The sequence below is a fragment of the Corynebacterium gottingense genome, assembly GCF_003693265.1.
In the GTDB taxonomy this organism is placed as follows: Bacteria; Actinomycetota; Actinomycetes; order Mycobacteriales; family Mycobacteriaceae; genus Corynebacterium; species Corynebacterium gottingense.
Genome location: NZ_RDRE01000014.1, coordinates 25355 through 45923 on the forward strand (window position 1 = coordinate 25355; position 20569 = coordinate 45923).

A 20569-nucleotide genomic window follows, 5' to 3' on the forward strand; every position below is an offset into this window, starting at 1 on the left:
CACCCTAGCGCGGTTTCGCCTATCGACGCCCCCGCCTACGGCAGGAAACGCCGCCAATCCACCTGCGACGAGAGCTGGCTCGACCCCTGGACCAGCGCGTTGATGTCCGGGATGGGCAGCGGGTTTGCGCGCCCCGGGGTCCACTGGCCCCAGTCGGAGGCGTACACGTTGTTGATGTCCACTTGCACGCCGCCCACCGTGCCGACGAACCCAGCCTTCTGGTGGATGTTGGCGCTGGGGTGGAGTCGACCGTTGGAGCCCCAGTCGTGCTGCCAGAAGAACGAGCCGATGCGGTCTTCGACGCACCACTGGATCACGTTGTAGTTGCCGTACACACCGGTGAGCAGCCCGGCCGCCTTCAGTGCGAGCTGGAATGCCTGCAGGTAGGGGCGGATCTGGTTGACGTACTGGTCGCGAGTGGGGTTGTCATCAATCGCGATGTAGACCGGCCGCCCGTTCGGGCCGCCCGCAGCCTGGTGGAGGCGGATGGCCTGCGGGGCATGCTTAGCGACGCCAGCCGCCCCCTCCTTCCAATCCGCATTCTCCGCCCGCCCGAACTGGTACACCGACGCGGTAGCCAGCCCGTTGGCGGCGAAGTCCTGGGTCTCGCCGATCGTGACCGGCTTACCCTTCATCCATTCCGCGCCGGGGCGGGGCTGGGAGACGTACCGGACCGCGCCCATGTGCCCGGCGGCCTTGACGGCTGCGCCGGACGGGACGCCCGCTGAGTAGTCGATCACGGTGCCGAGGATGCGGGACTGTGCGTGGGCTTGCACGGTGGAGCCAAGGGTTGCGCCCGCGACTGCGAGTGCGGTGGTTTGAAGGAGGCGGCGTCGATTGAAAGTAGTCACAACCGTGACTCTAGCAACATTACGGTGTGGGTTGGGGAGCGCGGATCGTCCATGCGGCAATCGCCGTGGTGATCGGCACCGCCAGGACTAATGCGATCGCGCCGATACTCGAGCGCATGATCTCGGTGGCCACCACGTCGGAGGTGAGCACCTGCGTGAGGGGACGATCGGCGACCTGGAGCAGCATCGACAGCGGGAGGGCAGCGCCCATGTATGCCAGCACCAGGGTATAGACCATCGAGGCGATGTGATCGTGGCCGACCTTCATTGCGGAGGCGAACACGGCGCGGGGCCGCGCATCGGGCGAAGTTTCGTACAGCTCCTGCACCGTCGAGGCCTGTGCAATGGTGGCGTCGTTGAGCATGCCGAGCGCGCCGATGATGAATCCGGCGAGCATGATTCCTGGCACTTGCACCTGGGGGAGGTACATGTGAATGAGGAGGTTGTTTTCGTCGGCAAGCCCGCGAAGCTGCGTCGTGTCGATGGCGAGGTGTGCCGCGAGCGCCGCAAGCCCCAGCGCCGTCAGGGTGCCGGCCAGGGCCGACGCGGACTTCCAATTCCTGCCGTGCACAACAAAAATGACAGGGAACAGCACCGCGGCACCCGTCACCAGGGAAAGCCCCACGGGGCTGTAGCCGAGCAGAAGCCCGGGGACTAGGAAGCCGAAGATGACAAGTAAGGTGCACAGCAGACCGAAGATTGCGCGCAAGCCGCGCCACGCCCCAACGGCAACCACCACCAGCAGCGTGAGCGCGAGCCACAGGCCGAGCGGCACCGAGCGGTCCATGTCGAGGAAAGAATACGAAGTCTTAGGGTTGTGGTGCACTGAGAGCACTACGCGGTCGCCGACCGAAAGCTCTGGGGTGCCCGGCTGCTGGGCAGCCTCGATGGTTGTGGTTCCCCCGGATTCGAGCTCGACGCGTAGGAAGTCGCACTCAGGGTGGTTTGGCGTTGCGACGCCACCACAGGGAGCCACCGAATGTTCAATGACGGTGGCCTTCACAGTTTCAGCCGTCGACGTCTGTGTCTGCTCAAACCCGGGCAGGACCTCCGGGTGCTTGCCGCCCGGCCACAGTAGTGCGAGCCCGGCTACGGTGACGACGCCCGCAATCGCGAGGAACGCTGCGAGCACGCCGCGCGCCGTGCGCAGCGGAGACGGTGAGGACTGGGTTGCGTGGCGTGCCAACGGAGCTCCCTTGTGAGATCAGTACTGGGACAATCAGACTGATTTTAAAGCTACTTCACGACAAGCGCGCGATGCGCCGCTTCGAAGCGGTCGCGGAGCTCCCTGAAATACTCGCGGTGTGCATTGACGCTGCGGTGGCCTTGCCCGAACGGCGGGGTTGCCCGCCGCACCTCGGGGGGCGACGACGTCCAGCGCGATGAGCACGGTGCCACGTAGAGTGGCGCGCTTCATCTCCAGGGGAACGACCTCGCAGCCGAGCGCATCTGCGAGCACCGACAGCCATGTCGGGTGGTCGGCCGTGACACGACCGGAGGCCACGACGCGCTCGGGGAGCGCGCCTGCCTCCTTGAGCTGCTCGTAGACGCGCAGATACGACATTGCGATGCCTTCAAACACACCCCGCCACAGGTCGGCTGGTGTGGTTGCCGCAGTGACGCCCAAGAGCTGCGCCTGCGCGGTGGCGGCCCAGCCCGTGGAACGCTCGCCGGTGAAGAACGGAAGCACTAACGGTTAGGTGATTGTGCGCGGTCGAAGTGTGATCTTGATTCTGCTGTTGTTGCTCGCTTTTGTGCGCTTGTACGGACGACCCAGCAAAAACGCTCCATGTCCCTATCCGCACTCGAACACACCAAACACCGCATGCACCGCACAGGAGACAACCATGGTGACGAACACCAGCTAGCCGCCTAACCCAACCCTGAACTTCAAACCGAGCCGAAAGTTAGACGGCTACACCACTCCACGGGACTTGACCGCGGGCAACCCCACGTCTTTGTAACTGGTGCGGTGGTTGTTGCCAGTTGGGCCTTGCGTAGGTCCGTTTTATGGAACATGTCACTCTGCGGCCGCAGAGCGCAACGCCGATCGCAACCGTTTTGCGTAGCGCACGTCACAGAAGTCGGCCATAATGGAGAGGCCTGAAAGCAGATCAAGATGGGGGATTGATGGGGAAGTATAAGACGATCGTGCTTGGCGCGGTTCTGGTGGCGATGCTTCTCGCGGGGTGCGGCGACCAGAACGCGGTGCTCGAACAGCACGCCGAGGCTGAAGCAGCTTCAAGTCCGGGGACTACCGAGGTTCCGGCATTCCATTTCGAAAGTGGGACTCTCGAACTCGGGGACTTTGATCCGCAAACGCTTGGCGACGACCTCTTCGATCCTTGCACCGAGATCTCTGAAGAGGAATTTGCTGCGGCGGGGATTACGGGGGTTGCGAAAACTCAAAGCATCGGAAATTTTGCAAATGGTCTCGCCCAGGGGTGCCGCACTGATCAGCCTGAACCTGGGTTAACCCGAATGATTTTATCGACTCGAACGGACGAAGCTGATGCATCTAGCGCTCCAGGCTATATCTTTAATATTGCGGACTCCGGCGTAAACGGCCTTTTTACGTTCCAAGATCCCGCGGCTAACCCTTATATGTGTGTAGCGCAAGTAGATACTGTCCGCGGTGGCGTAGGTGTTGGCATTACGGTCAGCGGATTGAAGAAGCGAAAGGTAGAGCCTTGCCAGCGAGCGATTGAGGAATTCGAAAGCCTATTCTTTACCGTCAACGAAGACTAAGTGGGTGTAGCGAACAATCGCGAGATTGCGGTAGATTTATTGAGCGTGGGGCAGGGGGCTCCACGTACTTGAAAATGGGGAACGAGAAATTTAGTGGGGGGACAATGGGGAATCGAATTAACTTAGACGTAGATGCAGTTTTCAAAGCTGCTGATGCTCTCGCAGTGCTTACCGAAACCTTGGATGGTGGAGGAATTGGAAGCCTCTTCAACGGAATGGCCGCCTTCTCGCCGGTCTCCGGCTTGGACGGCGCGGGACGGACACACTCGCGGGTGTCGTCGACATCGGCGCCCGAGGCGAACCGCGTGCTGGGGGAGTGGCTGCAGACGATTGCCGACGTGCTCCGCGTGAGCACCGAGAACACGGCGCGGGCGGACAACTCCGTCGCAGGGATTCTTGGCTCGATCGGCGTGGTGGAGCGCTCCGGCGGCGCGGGGGCCGTGTCTGGGCTGATGACGCAGGCGATGTCGCACTATGACAACGCCAAGAACTTTTCTAATCCACGGCCGACGGCTGGGGCGCAGGCGTCGTTACCCGTGCTCCATGGGCAGCTGATGACCACGCAGGTTGCGCAGGCCACCGCGGCGGCCGCGTTTTGGGGCCAGAATGCGGCGCTGATCCAGTCGGTGATTGCGCAGCTGCCTGGGGTCGCCGCGATGCTCGCTGATTCGGCGGATACTGAGTTTGTGGCGCGTGCCGTCGATAAGCTTGGCGACGTCGCCCGCGTCGGCCAAGAATACGTCGCTAGGTCCGTCGCGATGCAGGGGCACGCGGCGGGCCTCGCGCAGGTCGCGGGCGCGGAGCAGCTTATGGCACACGGCGCGATGTCCGTGTACGCGGGGTTGCCGGGCCCGTCGCGGCTCGCGTTTGAGCGCTCCTACCTGGGCGTGTTCCCGCCGCGGCTCACCGCGTCGCTGCAGCCGGTGGTCCCGGTCTTTGACCGTCTGCTGCCTGACCTCGGATCCATCCCGGGCAACGGGTTTGCGGTGCCGGACATGCCGGAGGCAGTATCTGCCGCATTCGAGGATTCGCCGTTGCCGCGCACGCTTCGCGACGCCTTCTCCGCCGCCGGCCTCTCCGCGCTCGGGAACGCAGCAACGCCAGCACACGTCGTGGCCGAGTACGGGATGCCAAACCCGGAGGTCCTCGAGCAGGTGGCCGCGAAGGCACCGGGCGGATCCGCAGCAACGCAGGCCGCCTCCGCGGGGCTCGGGCAGATTGCCCCGCAGCCCGGCGCCGCATTCGGCGGCGGGGCAGTCCCGGCCGGCGGCGCGCCCCTCGGCGGTGCCGCGATGCCCGGCCCGGCAGGCGCCGGTGCTGGAGCGGGCGCTGGTGCTGGCGTTGCCGGCGGGTTCGCGCCCGGCCAAACCATCGCCGCGGGCAGCGGATTCGGCTCGGGTGCTGGTGGCGCAGCCGCCGGGCCGATGGGCGCTGGTGCACGAGGTCGAGGCGCAGGGCGCGTCGGTGGCGGTCGTCATGCTGCGCGCGAGGTTGGGGGCTCCGCGGCGTCGGCGGCGGGCGCTATTGGCGCCGGGGCGGCCGGAGCGGGCGTCGGCGGCGCACTGGGCGCAGGGGCCGGGATGGCGGGTCGCCCGCTGTCCGGAGCTGGCAACGGCATGCCTGGCGCGGGCGGGAATGGAGCACCGGGTCTCGCGCAGGGCGCAGCGGGCGGCACCGGCGGTAACGCGGCGGGGAGCCGCGGCGGCGCGATGGCTGCCGGGCCCATGGGTGCGTCCCGCGGCGCCGACAAGAAAGGGAAGCCGAACGCCAAGGTGAAGGCGGTGACGAGCGCGGTCGAGCGCGACGGCAACCTGGAGGCGCTGCTTGGGGAGTCGCCGCTGGTCCTGCCGACGGTGATAGGCAGCAACGTCCGCGGGTAAGAAGCAACCCCCGTTGACCTATTTATGCAGGTCATCGGGGGATTTTGCGCCCCAGAGAGGAATCGAACCTCCGGCACCGGCTTTCGATCGTCCGAAAGGTCACGCCGGTGCCAAAGAACGACTGAAGCCCTCGGGGACGGCTAATTGAGGGAGATCCCCGCGTCGTTGAGCGCTGCCCGCCCGGCGGGAGTGAGACGCACGGCCCGGGTACGACCCCTGCGGGAAAGCCATTCCTTATCCAGCAGAGTCTTGCAGATTCCCGTGCCGAGAGGGCCGGCGAGGTGGAAGCGGCGTTCGGTGGAGTCCATGCACGACCTGCCCGTGTCGAGCATCTTCGGGGGCACACCCCACTGTATGAACAAGCGATGACCTTGATTAGTGACCTGACAGTGCGAGTCGATGAACTCGCGCTCTTCCAGTTGTTCAGCCAGGCGCACCCCGAGCTTACCGGCGAGGTGCTGATAACAGGTGCGGCCTTCACGTAGGTTCGCATTCGCCCGTGACGCGCTGAGGCTGTGAGGAGTGGGCAGGGGCGAGCGGGCGACCACGCCAAGGCTCTCGACCACTCGTGCGATGTCTTCCCCGGCCAGGCGAATGTAGCGGTGCCGGCCCTGCCGAATGTCGTGGACGAGACCGTGGGTGACGAGCACGTCAACATGCTCGCTCGCCGTCGACCGGGCTAGGCCCGCGTACCTGCCCAGTTCACCAACCGTCCAGGCCCGCCCGTCCATGAGCGCAGCACACATGGCCGCCCGCGACGAGTCAGCCAGAGCCGACGCGACTGTCGAGATATCCGGGACCGCTTCAGGAAACACGCGCGCAACCATGCCTCCAGTGTGCACCCGGAACTGTTCGGTGACGACCGAACAATCGCAGACGTAGTCTGAACTCACCAGATTCATTGCATCAGGAGACGAAGGGAGCGATCGCGATGAACGGGGACCGCCAACGGCTACGCGGGCACTACGATGAGGACTTCTACTGGGAACGCGTTGACCGCAACCTGGGTTGGCTCGGCGACACCACCGAGGAACAGCGTGAACGCCAAGCACGGTTGCGCGATGCCGTGATCGGCATCGTCGGCACCGGGGGCATCGGCGGTGCCGCAGCCGCCCGCCTGGTGCGCATGGGCGCACTCAACCTGAAACTGGCCGATCCCGACCACTTCGACCTGACTAACGTGCAACGCCAGTACGGCGCCGGGCGAGACACGATCGGCCGCAACAAGGCCGAGATCCGGGACATGCACTTCGCCGCGTCCTGGCGCCTGTTCGATCTGGTGCTGCCGACACTGCTGGACCGGTCCTACCGGACCTGGGATCAAGACCTGAGCAAGCGCACCTACTTCGGCCACCCGCCCGCCGAGGCTTCGCTGGAGTCTCGCGTATGACCGCGCATCGGCGCACGGCGCTGGTCGCGACCCTCCTTGGTTTCTTCATCGTCATGCTCGATACGACCATCGTCAATGTCGCCCTCGCCGAGATCGGCACTGACCTCGACATGACGGTGGGCTCACTGCAGTGGGTCGTCGACGCTTACACCCTCGTGTTCGCCGCGTTCCTTCTCACAGCTGGGGCCGCATGCGACCGTCTTGGGGCCCGCAGGGTCTACCTCGCTGGCCTGGTGGTCTTTGCTGTGCTCTCGGCCGTGTGCGCCCTCGCTCCCACAGGCGGGTTCCTCGTCGCTGGTCGCGCCGTCCAGGGCGTGGGCGCGGCAGCGATCGTGCCGGGCTCTCTGGCATTGCTGTCGGCTGTGTACGACGATCCGAAGGAACGAGCACGCGCCATCGGGCTGTGGGGCGGCGCAGGAGGTGTTGCCGCCGCGATCGGACCGGTCCTGGGCGGAGCGCTGGTGTCGGCGATCGGGTGGCGGGCGGTGTTCTGGGTCAACCTCCCCATCGTCGCGATCGGCTGTCTGCTCACCTTGTGGGCAATTCCCGTGCTCACGGGCAGTCGCGCGAGACGGGTGGACCTACCCGGACAGGTGCTCTCCGTGCTCACGCTGGTGGCAGTAACCTATACAGTCATCACCGCAGGCGAACACGGATGGTCACCCTGGCAGGTAGCCGTGCTGATCGCCGGGGGCGTCTTCCTCGCCCTGTTCATCATCGCAGAGCGACGACACCCGGACCCGATGCTGCCGATGGCCTTGTTCACTCGTGCCCGGTTCTCCGTGGCCGCAATGGTAGGGCTCGCGCTCAACTTCAGCTTCTTCGGACAACTCTTCGTGCTCTCCCTCTTCTTCCAGCAGTACCTGGGATACGAGCCGTGGCTGGCAGGCCTCGCGCTGGCACCACAGGCGTGCAGCGCCGTGGTCGCGTCACCGCTGGGCGGCCGTGCCGTCGCCCGGTGGGGCGCGTTCCCCACCATGCTCACCGGCCTGGTAGTCGGCACGATCGGCTTCAGCAGCCTCGTGCTGCTCACCGCAGAAACCCCTTACGTGGTGGTCGCGGTGTTGACCTTCACGGCTGGATTCGGGATGGCCTTCGCGATGCCGGCCGCGACCTCGGCCGCAGTGGCCTCGGCCCCGCCGGAACATGTCGGCATCGCAGGAGGAGTCATCAATGCCGCCCGCCAGACCGGCAGCGTCGTCGGCGTCGCAGTCCTCGGCGAAATGGTCGCCAGTGGAGCGTTCCTCACAGGCTTCCGCAGAGCCGTCGCGGTCGCCGGTGGAGTCTTCGGTGCCGCAGCGCTCGTAGTTGCTGCCACCATCATCAGTCACCTACAGGAGCCAGTTACACCTGAAGTTTAGAATCATTGTGTGATGAAGCACCATCGGAGGAGGTCGAAGAAGCCGCCAGTCGAACGCGTACTGTGCTCCGAAACTGGTAAACGCGAATACGAGCACTATGATGACGCCGTGCATGTAGCACTGAAATGGTCGCGACGGGCAGGGCCGCTGCGGATCTACGAATGCCCCTCGTGCGGGTCGTGGCACCTAACCAAGCGCCCTGACTGGGGCAAACCACCGGCGAACTAATGACACTGTACGGGTCTGTCTCGGCGAGGAACGCTCCGGAGCGCGTCTTTCCTGGACGCTCCAGGAGTTTCGTTCTCATGCATAGGCAGCCGAGGCGCGCTGCAAGGCTTGTAGCCCTGAGGTCAGTACACCTAGGGCTTTGTACAACGTGAGGGGGTTAAAAGAGACCGGCGAAATCATCGCCGAGCACTACATCGACACTTCCCGCAACTACCAAAAACCATACTGGCGAAAAGGCCAACCCCCACTGACCTAAAACACAAAACCGGTGCCTCGGAAAAATAAAAACCGAGGCACCGGTTTGTCCACCATGTCGCGACTGAGTTGTCAACTATGTCGCGACTGAGGACAAGAGCGCCCCAGAGAGGAATCGAACCTCCGACACCGGCTTTAGGAGAGCCGTGCTCTATCCACTGAGCTACTAGGGCATTGGTGCGAGCGTACCGCACCCGCGCGCGGCACAGAAAATCAGCTACGCACCGGCGAGCTCGGCCTGCTTCTCGCGCACGGCGGATGCGGGCGGGTTCGTCGCGTGGGTGCCGTCGGAGTAGAGCACGGTCGGCACGACGCGGTTGCCGTCGTTGACGGACTCCACCCATGCGGCCGCGTCCTCGTTGCCGGCGGCCTCGACGTCTACCACGTCGTAGGGCGTCTCGGTGCGGTCCAGGTTCTGGCGCAGCTTCGCGCAGAACGGGCACCAGCTGGTGGCGAAGACGGTCACGTGAGCGTTGGTTTCGGGGGTCGCAGTCATGCTACGAGTCGGTCCTTTCAAATCGTTGGTGCTTAAAGCGGGTGCCAGTTCGGGAAATATTCCACTCGCCGTCGCGCACGAGCGCAAATTCGGCGCCGAGGCGGGGTGCATAGACCGGGTGGGGGAGGGAATCGGCCACGCGGGCGTCGATAAGCGTGAGCTCGACGACGTCGACCTCGTCGAGCGTGGCTTCGTAGATCTGGCCACCGCCGATGATCCACGCGTCCGTCTTCAGGTCGGGAAGATCGGGAGACACGAACGCCCCGTCCGACCACGCGCCCGCTTCGCGCGAGCTGAGCACGTGGTTTGGGCGGCCCGGCAGCGGCTTGAACGGCAGCGACTCCCACGTTTTGCGGCCCATGATGACGGGGTGGCCCATCGTCACCTCTTTGAAGAACTTCAGGTCCTCCGGCACGTCCCAGGGCATGCCGGTGCCGTCGCCGATGACGCCGTCGAGCGATTGCGCCCAGATTGCGCCCAGCACTAGACGGACACCTGCGCCTTGATCGTCGGGTGCGGGTCGTAGCCCTCCACCTCGATGTCGTCGAAGTCGTAGTCAAACAGCGACTTCGCTTTGCGCAGCTTGAGCTGCGGGTACGGGCGCGGCTCGCGGGAGAGCTGCTCGCGCACCTGCTCGACGTGGTCGTTGTAGATGTGACAGTCGCCGCCGGTCCAGATGAGCTCGCCAACCTTGAGGCCCGCCTGCTGCGCGAACATGTGCGTGAGCAGCGCGTAGGAGGCGATGTTGAAGGGCACGCCGAGGAACATGTCGGCCGAGCGCTGGTAGACCTGCATGCTCAGCGTCCCGTCCACCACGTAAAGCTGGAAGAGCAGGTGGCAGGGCAACAGCGCCATCTTGTCCAGCTCGGCGACGTTCCAGGCGGAAACGATGTTGCGGCGCGAATCCGGGTTCTCTTTCAGCGTGCGCAGCGCCTCCGCGATCTGGTCCACGTGTGTCCCGTCGGGGGTGGGCCAGGAGCGCCACTGCACGCCGTAGACCGGGCCGAGCTCGCCGTCCTCGTCGGCCCACTCGTTCCAGATGCGGATGCCGTTGTCCTTGAGCCAGGCGATGTTGGACTCGCCGCGCAGGAACCAGAGCAGCTCGCCGACAACACCTTTGAAAAAGACCTTCTTGGTGGTCAGCAGCGGGAAGGAGTCGGCCAAGTCGTAGCGCAGCTGGTGGCCGAACAGGCTCACCGTGCCGGTGCCGGTGCGGTCACCCTTCGCCTTGCCGTGTTCGGAGATCTCGCGCAGCAGGTCCTCGTACGGGGTGGGGACCGTCACTTCGTTGCGACCCCCTCGTAGCTGCCGTGCTCGTCGTGGTACTTCGCGCAGGCGGCGAGGATGTCGTCCGCGATCTCCGGGCGGCAGATGAGCACGTCTGGCACGTAGGTGTCCTTGTTGTTAAAGCGCAGCGGGGAGCCGTCGAGGCGGGAGCAGTGCAGGCCCGCGGCCAGGGATACGCCTACCGGCGCGGCCTGGTCCCACTCGTACTGCCCGCCGGCGTGGACGTAGGCGTCATAATCACCAAGCAGGACGTGCATCGCTTTCGCGCCGGCGGAGCCCACCTTCGCAGTTTCAAACCCGAGCGCGTCCGCCACTGCCTCCGCCACGGCCGGCGGGCGGTTGCGGGAGATCGCAATCTTCTTGGCAAAGGGGCCGGCGACGTGGCGCACGTCTGAGGACTTGAACACCACGCCCAGGTCCGGCAGGCCGACCGCGGCGTGGGTGGGCACGCCGTCTTCCACGAGCGCGATGTGCACAGCCCAGTCCTGGCGGCCGGTGGCGAACTCCTTGGTGCCGTCGAGCGGGTCCACGATCCACACACGCTTGTTGCTCAGGCGGGTCTGGTCATCCGCAGCTTCTTCGGAGAGGAATCCGTCGCCCGGGCGGTGCTGCTCCAGCACGCGGGCGATCCAGTTCTGGGCCAGGTCATCGCCCGCCTCGCCGAGTTCGCGCCCTCGCAGCAAGCCGACGCCGCGGATCCCCTTGAGGATCTCGCCGGTGCCTTGGGCAATCAGGTTGGTCAGCCGGGAGTCTGAATACTGCGCAGTCATAGTTCAAACACTACCGCAGTTGGCGGCCCATTATCCTTGCAGCCATGAGCACGGAGATCCTCAACCGCTTCCACCCCCAGGTGGCCACCTGGTTTTCGGAGGTCTTCGCGGAACCGACCCCGGTCCAGCAGGGGGCGTGGGGAGCGATTGCCGACGGCGAGAACGCCCTGGTGGTCGCGCCCACCGGCTCGGGTAAAACGCTCGCGGCCTTTCTCTGGTCGCTGAACTCGCTGGTCGAGCGCGCGGGCCAGCAGGCATTGCCTATCGACGGCGCGCAGTCCTCCACCCACGGAGGTGTGCGCGTCCTCTACATCTCCCCCTTGAAGGCGCTGGGTGTGGACGTGGAGAACAACTTGCGCGCGCCGCTCGGCGGGATCGCCCGCGTGGCCCAGCGCATGGGCCGCGACATGCCGGACATCTCCGTCGGCGTGCGCTCCGGCGACACCCCGCAGGCGGAGCGCAACCGGCAGCTCCGGAAGCCGCCGGACATCTTGATCACCACGCCGGAGTCGCTCTACCTCATGCTCACCTCCAAGGCGGCGGGCATCCTGAAAACGGTCGACACCGTAATTGTGGACGAGATCCACGCGCTGGCCGGCACGAAGCGCGGCGTGCACCTCACGCTCTCGCTCGAGCGCCTGCGCCGCCTCGCGGGGAACTTCCAGCGCATCGGCCTGTCCGCCACGGTGCGCCCGCTGGAGGCGGTGGCGAACTTCCTGGGCGACAAGACCACCATCATCAATCCGCCCGCGGAGAAGCGCTGGCAGCTGGACGTTCACGTCCCCGTCGAGGACATGTCGGACCTGCCGGTGCCGGAGGATGCTTCCACGATTGGGGAGGCCGTGATTGAGGGTGACGTCGAAAAGCTTTTGCTTGACGACGCCACCGAGCCCCCACCACCGGGCGCCGCGAAATCCATCTGGCCACACATCGAGCGCGCCGTGTACGACGAGGTGATGGCGCACCGCTCGACCATCGTCTTCGTCAACTCCCGGCGCACCGCGGAGCGGCTGACCAGCCAGCTCAACGAGCTGTGGGCGAAGGAGCACGACCCGGATGCGCTCTCGCCGCAGACCCGGCGCCCGCCCGCGCAGCTGATGAAGTCGGTGGACACGGCGGGCCACGCGGAGCAGGTCATCGCGCGCGCCCACCACGGCAGCGTGTCCAAGGACGAGCGGCTGCAGACCGAGACGATGCTCAAGGAGGGTGCGCTGCGGGCGGTGATTTCGACCTCGTCGCTGGAGCTGGGCATCGACATGGGCGCGGTGGACCTGGTGATCCAGGTCGAATCGGCGCCGTCGGTGGCCTCGGGGCTGCAGCGCGTGGGCCGCGCCGGGCACACCGTGGGCGCGGTCTCGCAGGGCAGCTTCTACCCCAAGCACCGCTCCGACCTGGTGCAAACTGCGGTGACGGTGCCGCGGATGCGCGAGGGCGCGATCGAGGAGCTGCACACCCCGCGCAGCCCGCTGGACGTGCTCGCGCAGCAGACGGTCGCCGCGGTCGCGTTCGAGGACCTTGACGTAGACGAGTGGTTCGACACTGTGCGCCGCGCCTGGCCCTACCGGGACCTGGCGCGCGAAGTTTTCGACTCCGTGATCGACCTGGTCACTGGGGTCTACCCGTCGACTGACTTCGCGGAGCTTCGGCCCCGCGCCATTCTGGAAGGCACGACGCTAAAGGCCCGGCCGGGCGCGCAGCGCGTCGCGGTGACGAACGCGGGAACGATCCCGGACCGCGGCATGTTCGGCGTGTTCTTGCTCGGCGCGGACGACAAAGCGCCCCGCCGCGTCGGCGAGCTGGACGAGGAGATGGTCTACGAATCCCGCGTGGGCGACGTGTTTACCCTCGGCGCGTCGAGCTGGCGCATCGAGAACATCACCCGCGACCAGGTGCAGGTCACGCCCGCGCCCGGGCACACTGGCCGGCTCCCGTTCTGGAACGGCGACGGCCTGGGTCGCCCATACGAGCTGGGCAAGGCGCTCGGCGAGTTCCGCCGCCAGGCGCGCTCGGGCGAGGGCATCGACCCGGCGCTCGACGAGTTCGCGCGCTCCAACCTCGTTGCCTACCTGCAGGAACAGGAAGAGGCCACGGGCGTGCTGCCGGATGAGCAGACGCTGGTGCTCGAGCGCTTCACTGACGAACTTGGCGATTGGCGCGTGGTCCTGCACACCCCCTTTGGCAAGGGCGTGAACGCCGCCTGGGCGCTGGCCACTGGCTGGCGCGTGGCGCAGGAGACCGGCATGGACGCCCAAGCGGTCGCCGGCGACGACGGCATCGTCCTGCGCCTGCCGCAGGGGGAGAAGGAGCCGGACGGGTCGCTCTTCCAATTCGACGCCGACGAGATCGCCGACATCGTCACCGAGCAGGTCGGTAACTCCGCCCTGTTCGCGGCCCGCTTCCGCGAGTGCGCCGCCCGCGCCCTGCTCCTGCCGCGCCGCAACCCGGGCAAGCGCGCGCCACTGTGGCAGCAGCGCCAGCGCGCGGAGCAGCTGCTCGACGTCGCGCGCAACTACCCGTCGTTCCCCATCATCTTGGAGACGGTCCGCGAGTGCCTCCAGGACGTCTACGACCTGCCCGCGCTCCAGGAAGTCGTGCGCGAGCTGTCCACCCGCCGCATCCGCATCGCGGAGGTGACCACGGATCAGCCGAGCCCGTTCGCCTCGTCGCTGCTGTTCAACTACACCGGCGCCTTCATGTACGAGGGCGACACCCCGCTCGCCGAAAAGCGCGCCGCCGCCCTCTCGCTCGACCCGTCGCTGTTGGCCAAGCTCTTGGGCACCGTGGAGCTGCGGGAGCTTCTCGACGCCGACGTGATCGCCGAAACCGACGCGAAACTCCGCCGCCTGGGGCGCGCGAAAACCAGCGAGCAGTTTGCAGACACACTGCGGATGGTGGGGCCAGTCGCCGTGGATGCGCTTGCGGACTACACCGACGTCCCCCTGGCCACGCTGGAGGAGAGCCTGCACGGCCGGGTGATGCGGGTGCGCATCGGCGGGCGCGAGCACCTCGCGCAAACGCTCGACGCCCCGCTGCTTCGCGACGGCTTGGGCATCCCCATCCCGCCCGGGGTGGCAGCACAAGTGGCCACCATCCCGGACGCGCTGCAGCAGCTGGTCGGGCGCTGGGTACGCACCCGTGGCCCGTTCACCCTGCGCGACCTGGCCGACGCCTTTGGGCTTGCGGTGGGAGCGGCCCACGAACCCTTGACCCGACTGGTGGACCAGGACAAAGTGATCCCGGGGCGCTACCGCCAGGGCGTGGACGAGGAAGAGTACGTCGCCGCCGAAGTCTTGCGCATCATCCGTTCGCGCTCGCTGGCAGTCGCCCGCGCGCAAACCCAGCCGGTGACGCAGTCCGCCTACGGGCGTTTCTTGCCGGCCTGGCACAACGTGGCCCCAGCCGGCGTGCGTCCGGCACTCCGCGGCGCGGACGGCGTGTTCACCGTGCTCGAGCAACTAGCCGGAGTACGCCTGCCTGCCAGCGCGTGGGAGTCGCACATTCTGCCCTCGCGCGTGGGCGACTACTCGCCGGTAATGCTCGACGAGCTCACGGCGGGCGGCGAAATCCTCATCGTCGGCGCGGGCAAGGCCGGCGCGCGCGACCCGTGGATCATGCTGCTGCCCACCGACTACGCCGAGCAGCTCATGCCGCAGGTGGAAGAACCGCAGCTCAGCCTCACCCAGACGCAGGTGATGGAGCGCATCCGCGGTGGCGGCGGCTACCTGTTCGCGGACCTACTCGGCCCGGTCACCGAGCGCACCACGACCACTAAGGAGCTGCGCGAGGCCATGTGGGACCTGGTCGAGGCCGGCAGCGTTTCACCCGACTCCTTCGCGCCCATCCGCGCCCGCCTCGCCGGTGGCAAAGGCAAGTCGGCGCACCGCACGCGGCGCCGCCCGCAGCGCAGCCGCATCCGCTCGGGGCGCACCTCCTTCGCCAACACCACGCCGCCGGACATGGTGGGGCGCTGGGCCGCGACACCCCGCGCGGACACCGACGCCACGCGCCGCTCCGTCGCGCTGGGGGAGAGCCTGCTCGACCGTTACGGCGTGGTCACCCGCGGCTCCGTCGTGGCAGAGGACATCCTCGGCGGCTTCGCTCTGGCGTATAAGACGCTGTCCGGCTTCGAATCCTCCGGCAAGGCGATGCGCGGCTACCTCATCGAGGGCCTCGGCGCGGCGCAGTTTTCCACCCCGGCCACCATCGACCGCCTGCGTGGTCACGCCGATTCCGACGACGTCATCGGCTGGCCGTCGGGCACCCGCGAACCGCACGTCCACGTGCTCGCCGCCACGGACCCCGCCAACCCTTACGGCGCCGCCCTGCCGTGGCCCGTGCAGGGCCCCACTAGGGCAGCAGGGGCCATCGTCGTGCTTATCGACGGCCTCCTCGCCGCCCACATCACCCGCGGCGGCAAAACCATGACCACATTCTTCGACGGCTTCCCGGAGGGGGTGGGCGACCCGCTCCCGCTGGTCATCGGTGCGTTGGATGAGGCGGTGCGCGCCGGGCGGATGCAGCCCGTGGGCGTCGAGAAGCTCAATGGTGGCCCAGCGTTTGGCCTGCGCGACTACGGGGCGCGGGTGACGCACAAGGGCGTGAAGATTGGCGCGAAAGCTGCGGCGCCGCCGAAGCGGCGGGGCAGGAGCGTGGCTGAGGCGCTGGGGGAGATGGACGAGGCGCGCGGGCCCGCCGAGGGGCTCAGCTTCGACGATTAGCGCGCCAAAAATCTGCAAAACATCAAGTACGATGTCTGCAAAACATAAAGTATAAATCCTGCAATATGTAAAACAGGGGGAGTTTTGGATACACAACAGCTGGCTGGCCGTCGATACCGCCCGAGAATCGTCGATAAGCGGCTTGAGTTTCTGCTCGAGGCGAGCGGTGCAGTGATTATTGAAGGACCTCGCGGGTGCGGGAAGACGATGACAGGGCTCCACCACTGTGCGTCGTATGCGCTTATCGATGACCCGGCGACAAACCACATTGCGAAACTCGCGCCGGCCGCGGTGATAGACGGTCCTCGACCGCGGCTCCTCGATGAGTGGCAAGCTGCCCCCGACCTGTTTAATCTCGCCCGACGAGAAGTGGACCTAGCAGCAGCACCTGGACAATTTATTTTAGCCGGTTCAGCGGTTCCTGCGGATAGCATTACTCGACATACCGGTGCGGCTCGATTTCTTCGGCTTCGGCAACGCACACTCACGCTGTGTGAGAAGGCAGATTACGCCCCCGTTGTATCGCTGGCTGGACTCCTACAGGGGGAGCCGGTCACCCCCGACGCTGGTCAGATTTCCTACACCCACGTCATCCAAAATCTGCTCACTCCGGGGTTTCCGGGATTCCAGACCGGAAATGAGCAGATCGTGTTGGCCCAGTTACACGGATACCTGTCGGAGGCGGCGCGTTCGGACATGCACCGCGTGGCGGACTTGCGCGTCACTCCACTTGCTACAGAGCGGCTGATTGCGGCAATCGCAAGGTCCGTTTCTGGGGAAGTTTCCGTCTCCACACTGCGAAAGGATTTGGATACGGTAAGTCCAGGAATCTCGCTACCGACGGTGACGAAACTCCTCGACAGTCTGCAGCGGATCTTTGTCGTGGAGGCGGTCTCCGCATGGGCCCCGCGGCTCCGCTCGAAAGCGAGGTTGCGTGTCTCGCCCAAGTATCATCTGGCCGATCCCGGGCTAGCCATTGCGGCACTCGGAGCAACATCCGCCTCATTGACCGCGGATCCTGAGACAGTGGGCCTTCTCTTCGAATCGGCCGTGATCCACGACCTCGCAGTCATGATCGAAGCAATGGGAGGTTCCATCTACCACTACCGGGACTCAAACGGCAACGAGATCGATGCGGTGCTCACACTGCCTGATGGGCGCTGGGGTGCTGTCGAAGTGAAAACTGGGTTCAGTGGGGTTGAGCGAGGCGTAGCCTCGCTGAAAAAGGCGATCGCCTCGATAGATCACGAATCCGGACCTCCAACGTTTAGCGCGGTGATCACGGGCACAGGCATCACAGCTCCGCTCGACGACGGGATTGTCACCTTCCCGCTGCACCAACTCCGTCCCTAACCCGCGACTAGCGCCCCCGGGGCCTAGAATCGCACCATGCCTGAAGGGGATTCCGTCTACCAGCTGTCCAAGCGCCTGCAGTGGATGACCGGCCGGGAGGTCACGCGCACGAGCCTGCGCGTGCCCCGCTACGCCACGGTCGACTTCACCGGCATGACCTGCGAGCGCGTGTGGCCCTACGGCAAGCACCTGTTTATGCAGTTCGGCGCGCCCGACCACGCGGCGCAGATCCTGCACACACACCTGAAGATGGAGGGCACCTGGGCCTTCCACCGGGCGGGCCAGCGGTGGCGCAAGCCCGGCCACGCCGCCCGCGTCGTGCTCTCGCTTGCCGACGCCCCCGCCCCCGACATCGAGCTCGTCGGGTTTTGGCTCGGACTCGTCCGGGTCTTCCCGGCCCGCGAGTACCCCCAGGAGATGGGGTATTTGGGCCCGGACCTGCTTGCCGATGACTTCGACGCCGCCGAGGCGATCCGCCGCATCGAGGCGGACCCGGACATGGAGATCGGGCGGGCGCTGTTGGATCAGCGCAACCTCGCCGGGATCGGCAACGAGTACCGGGCCGAGATCAACTTTCTGGCGGGGACCCACCCGGCGTTGAAGGTGGGGGACGTGGACGTCGCAAAGCATGTGGCCCTTGCGCGCCGGCTGATGTGGGCAAACAAAGACTCGCCCGTGCGCGTGACCACCGGGATCAAGCGTGCGGGCGAGACGAGCTACGTGTTTGGGCGGAACCGGAAACCGTGCAGGCGCTGCGGCACGCTCATTACCAAGGGGTTTCTCGGGGGCGAGGGTGACCTGGAGCGCGTGATCTGGTGGTGCCCGCGGTGCCAGCCCGCGCCGTGAGCCGCTACTGGGCGGGGGCGCCTTCCTTGCGCTCCTTCATGGCGCGGCGGATGAAGAAGGCGAGGAAGCCGACGATGATCAGGATGAGAATGACGTAGATGACCTTGGAATACGCATCGACGTACCCGGTGACCTCCTCCCACCGGTCGCCGAGCGCGTAGCCGAGGGAGACCAGGATGGTGTTCCAGATCGCGGAGCCGAGCGTGGTCCAGATACCAAACGTGAGCAGGCTCATGCGGTCCAGGCCGGCGGGGATGGAGATCAGGGAACGGATGCCCGGGATGAGGCGGCCGATGAATACGGAGGTCCTGCCGTACTTGTCAAAGAATTTCAGCGACGCATCCACGTCGGAGGCTTTGACCAGCCACATCCAGTCCGCGATCTTGCGCAGGCGGGCGGCACCCAGCCAGGCGCCGATGCCGTAGAGGAGGTACGCGCCGACGACGGAGCCGACGATGGACCAGATGAGCACGGAGGCGAAGGACAGGGAGCCCTGCGCCACGGTGAAGCCGCCGAGCGGGAGGACCACCTCAGATGGGATTGGCGGGAAGAGGTTTTCTAGCAGGATGGCGATGCCAACGCCCGGGCCGCCGAGGATCTCCATGAGGTGGATGATCCAGTCGATGATTCCTTGCACGGCTACTCCTTGTATTCCATTTGGGCCGAAGCTAAACGCTTATTGTGCCCTACGAGACCTCCAAGGACCAAGTGTGCACAGGCGCGCCGGACTGCTGGTTTGCTACGTATTGCCTGAGCACGCGGGCGAGCGCGTCGCCGCGCTCCTTGGTGGCCGGCCGCGACTGCGGGGCGATGGAGTTGAGCGCGTTGAGCTGCCACATCGCCCCGTTTTGGCGCGTGCGGGCTCGGCCCTCGATGATGCCGAGGTATTCGTCGGCGAGGTGGGGTGCGACGTCGAGAAGCTCCAAACCCTCGTGGGCGAGGGGCAGCAGGTGCTTTGCGACGAGCTCCGTGACGTCAATACTGCCCAGCGTCGGCCAGGTCATCTGCGCGGTGAGCCCGTGGCGCGCGCCCTCGTGGAAGTTGCGCTCGGCGTCCTCGAAGCTGAGGCGCGACCAGACGGGGCGGGTCTGCTCGCTGAGCGCCTTGACCATGCCGTAGTAGAAGGCGGCGTCCGCGATGATGTCCTTGACAGTGGGGCCTGCGGGCAGGAGGCGGTTTTCCACGCGGATGTGGGAGAGCTCCGTGTTCGGGTCGTAGATGGCGCGGTTCCAGCGCCAGATCGTGCCGTTGTGCAGGTTGAGGTAGTGCAGCCCGGGGCTGTCGCCCCTCATGAACGGGGCGCCGGCCTGCATGCGGCCCTCCGGGAGCAGCGGGGAGAAGTACCGGACGTTCTCCTCGAAGAGGTCGAAGACGCTGGTGATCCAGCGCTCGCCGAACCAGACACGCGGGCGCGCGCCCTGGTTAATCAGCTCCTGGGTGCGCGTATCGATGGACTGCTGGAACACGGGGATGCGCGATTCGTGCCAGACCCGGTGCCCCATAAAGAGCGGGGAGTTCGCGGATAGCGCGGCCTGCACGCCCGCGATCGCCTGGGACGCGTTCCACGCGTTGGCAAAGCGCGCGGGGGAAACCTGCAGGTGCAACTGGATGGACGTGCAGGTGGATTCGGTGGCGATGTCCTCGAAGTTGTGGCGGTAGCGCTCCTCGCGCCACAGGTTGAGGTGGACGAGCTCACCGCGGGTATCCATGATGGAGTTGTTCAGCCCCGCGTAGCGGTTCTCCGGCGTCATCCACGCCGGGTTTTTGAGGAACTTCGAGGTCATGGTGGGCAGGGTGCCGATCATCGCGACGGTGGAGCCGGCGGCCTCCGCGGCCTCGGACACCTCTTTGAGGCGCCGGCTGAGCCCCTCCTCGAGCTTGGTCAGGCCGTCGCCCGCAATGGACAGCGGCGGGTGGTTGAGCTCGACGTTGTAGGCGCCGATTTCAGACTGGAACTCGTCGCCGAGGCGCTCGAGCACGGCCTGGTTGTTGGCGTGCGGGCGCATCTCCGCGTCCACCAGGTTGAGCTCCAGCTCCAGCCCGATCGTGCCGTGGCTGACAAACTCCGCCTCCTGCAGGTGGCGGTCGAAGAGCTCGAGCTCGTCCTCCAGGCGCCTCCGGTACACAGAGCGCTGGCGCGGGGTGTAGGAATCTGCGGAGATTTGCTCGCCCATGGGTGCCTACTTCTTGCTGCGGTACCAGGAAATCAGTGCATCGGTGGAGGCATCGCCGGTGTTCGGTGCCTCCTTGCCCGCGACGGCGGCTGCGAGGTCGTTGGCCTGCTGCTTGCCCAGCTCAACGCCCCACTGGTCGAAGGAGTTGATGTCCCAGATGACGCCCTCGGTGAACACGATGTGCTCGTAGAGCGCGATGAGCGCGCCCAGGG

General features: G+C 66.1%; 17 protein-coding genes, 1 tRNA gene and 1 pseudogene. 7 read left to right on the plus strand and 12 right to left on the minus strand.

Annotation, left to right across the window (positions count from 1 at the left end):
- Positions 1-35: 35 nt before the first annotated feature.
- The 3 genes from EAW56_RS08830 to EAW56_RS08840 are packed head-to-tail and all read right to left on the minus strand — an operon-like array spanning position 36 to position 2541.
- Complete coding sequence (locus EAW56_RS08830; RefSeq protein WP_122086176.1) at positions 36-851, minus strand: DUF1906 domain-containing protein; 816 nt, start codon at positions 849-851, stop codon at positions 36-38.
- Between the two features lie 19 nt (positions 852-870).
- Positions 871-2037 (minus strand): YibE/F family protein, encoded by a 1167-nt coding sequence (locus tag EAW56_RS08835; RefSeq protein ID WP_122086178.1) that lies wholly within the window; start codon positions 2035-2037, stop codon positions 871-873.
- Between the two features lie 33 nt (positions 2038-2070).
- On the minus strand, positions 2071-2541 hold the full coding sequence (locus tag EAW56_RS08840) for an FGGY-family carbohydrate kinase (RefSeq protein ID WP_341867420.1): 471 nt from the start codon (positions 2539-2541) through the stop codon (positions 2071-2073).
- 440 nt (positions 2542-2981) lie between these two features.
- Between EAW56_RS08840 and EAW56_RS08845 the strand changes: the two genes are divergently transcribed.
- Both EAW56_RS08845 and EAW56_RS08850 read left to right on the plus strand, forming a co-directional pair.
- Positions 2982-3599, plus strand: coding sequence for a DUF3558 family protein (locus EAW56_RS08845; RefSeq protein WP_122086179.1), 618 nt, complete (start codon positions 2982-2984; stop codon positions 3597-3599).
- 215 nt (positions 3600-3814) lie between these two features.
- Entirely contained in the window at positions 3815-5479 is a 1665-nt protein-coding gene (locus EAW56_RS08850) for a hypothetical protein (protein WP_122086181.1), read from the plus strand.
- Between the two features lie 140 nt (positions 5480-5619).
- Here the strand turns inward: EAW56_RS08850 and EAW56_RS08855 are convergent, their stop codons facing one another.
- The gene (locus EAW56_RS08855; RefSeq protein ID WP_198949232.1) at positions 5620-6381 is read right to left on the minus strand and encodes an ArsR/SmtB family transcription factor; all 762 of its coding nucleotides are present in this window, start codon (positions 6379-6381) and stop codon (positions 5620-5622) included.
- 29 nt (positions 6382-6410) lie between these two features.
- Here EAW56_RS08855 and EAW56_RS08860 point away from each other — a divergent pair, with 29 nt between their 5' ends.
- Together EAW56_RS08860 and EAW56_RS08865 are read left to right on the plus strand one after the other, a co-directional pair.
- Complete coding sequence (locus EAW56_RS08860; protein WP_095537752.1) at positions 6411-6869, plus strand: ThiF family adenylyltransferase; 459 nt, start codon at positions 6411-6413, stop codon at positions 6867-6869.
- Positions 6866-8230: an MFS transporter gene (locus EAW56_RS08865; protein WP_095553245.1), complete on the plus strand. Its 1365-nt coding sequence runs from the start codon at positions 6866-6868 to the stop codon at positions 8228-8230. Before EAW56_RS08860 ends, EAW56_RS08865 begins: the two co-directional genes overlap by 4 nt.
- Before the next feature lie 583 nt (positions 8231-8813).
- On the opposite strand, the gene EAW56_RS08875 is transcribed toward EAW56_RS08865, so the two are convergent.
- From EAW56_RS08875 to EAW56_RS08895, 5 genes are all read right to left on the minus strand, one after another.
- Positions 8814-8886, minus strand: a tRNA-Arg gene (locus tag EAW56_RS08875).
- A 44-nt stretch (positions 8887-8930) separates the two neighbouring features.
- Positions 8931-9209 (minus strand): mycoredoxin, encoded by a 279-nt coding sequence (locus EAW56_RS08880; RefSeq protein WP_095277107.1) that lies wholly within the window; start codon positions 9207-9209, stop codon positions 8931-8933.
- A 1-nt stretch (position 9210) separates the two neighbouring features.
- Positions 9211-9693, minus strand: coding sequence for a dihydrofolate reductase (locus EAW56_RS08885; protein WP_095548523.1), 483 nt, complete (start codon positions 9691-9693; stop codon positions 9211-9213).
- A complete protein-coding gene (locus tag EAW56_RS08890) occupies positions 9693-10493 on the minus strand; it encodes a thymidylate synthase (protein WP_122086182.1) in 801 nt (266 codons plus the stop codon). Before EAW56_RS08890 ends, EAW56_RS08885 begins: the two co-directional genes overlap by 1 nt.
- On the minus strand, positions 10490-11266 hold the full coding sequence (locus EAW56_RS08895; protein WP_095535766.1) for a 3'(2'),5'-bisphosphate nucleotidase CysQ: 777 nt from the start codon (positions 11264-11266) through the stop codon (positions 10490-10492). The genes EAW56_RS08890 and EAW56_RS08895 overlap by 4 nt, the downstream gene beginning before the upstream one ends.
- A gap of 44 nt (positions 11267-11310) precedes the next feature.
- On the opposite strand from EAW56_RS08895, the gene EAW56_RS08900 reads away from it, so the two are divergent.
- From EAW56_RS08900 to EAW56_RS08910, 3 genes are all read left to right on the plus strand, one after another.
- Positions 11311-15984, plus strand: a complete 4674-nt coding sequence (locus EAW56_RS08900) for an ATP-dependent helicase (RefSeq protein ID WP_122086184.1) — start codon at positions 11311-11313, stop codon at positions 15982-15984.
- 84 nt (positions 15985-16068) lie between these two features.
- Positions 16069-17337: an ATP-binding protein gene (locus EAW56_RS08905; RefSeq protein ID WP_233125475.1), complete on the plus strand. Its 1269-nt coding sequence runs from the start codon at positions 16069-16071 to the stop codon at positions 17335-17337.
- 36 nt (positions 17338-17373) lie between these two features.
- Entirely contained in the window at positions 17374-18183 is an 810-nt protein-coding gene (locus EAW56_RS08910; protein WP_122086185.1) for a DNA-formamidopyrimidine glycosylase family protein, read from the plus strand.
- Positions 18184-18187: 4 nt separating this feature from the next.
- On the opposite strand, the gene EAW56_RS08915 is transcribed toward EAW56_RS08910, so the two are convergent.
- From EAW56_RS08915 to EAW56_RS08925, 3 genes and pseudogenes are all read right to left on the minus strand, one after another.
- Positions 18188-18820, minus strand: a complete 633-nt coding sequence (locus EAW56_RS08915) for a DedA family protein (RefSeq protein WP_095277091.1) — start codon at positions 18818-18820, stop codon at positions 18188-18190.
- A gap of 49 nt (positions 18821-18869) precedes the next feature.
- Complete coding sequence (locus tag EAW56_RS08920) at positions 18870-20357, minus strand: glutamate-cysteine ligase family protein (RefSeq protein WP_122086187.1); 1488 nt, start codon at positions 20355-20357, stop codon at positions 18870-18872.
- 6 nt (positions 20358-20363) lie between these two features.
- A pseudogene (locus tag EAW56_RS08925) lies at positions 20364-20569 on the minus strand (glucose-6-phosphate isomerase); the annotation flags it as partial.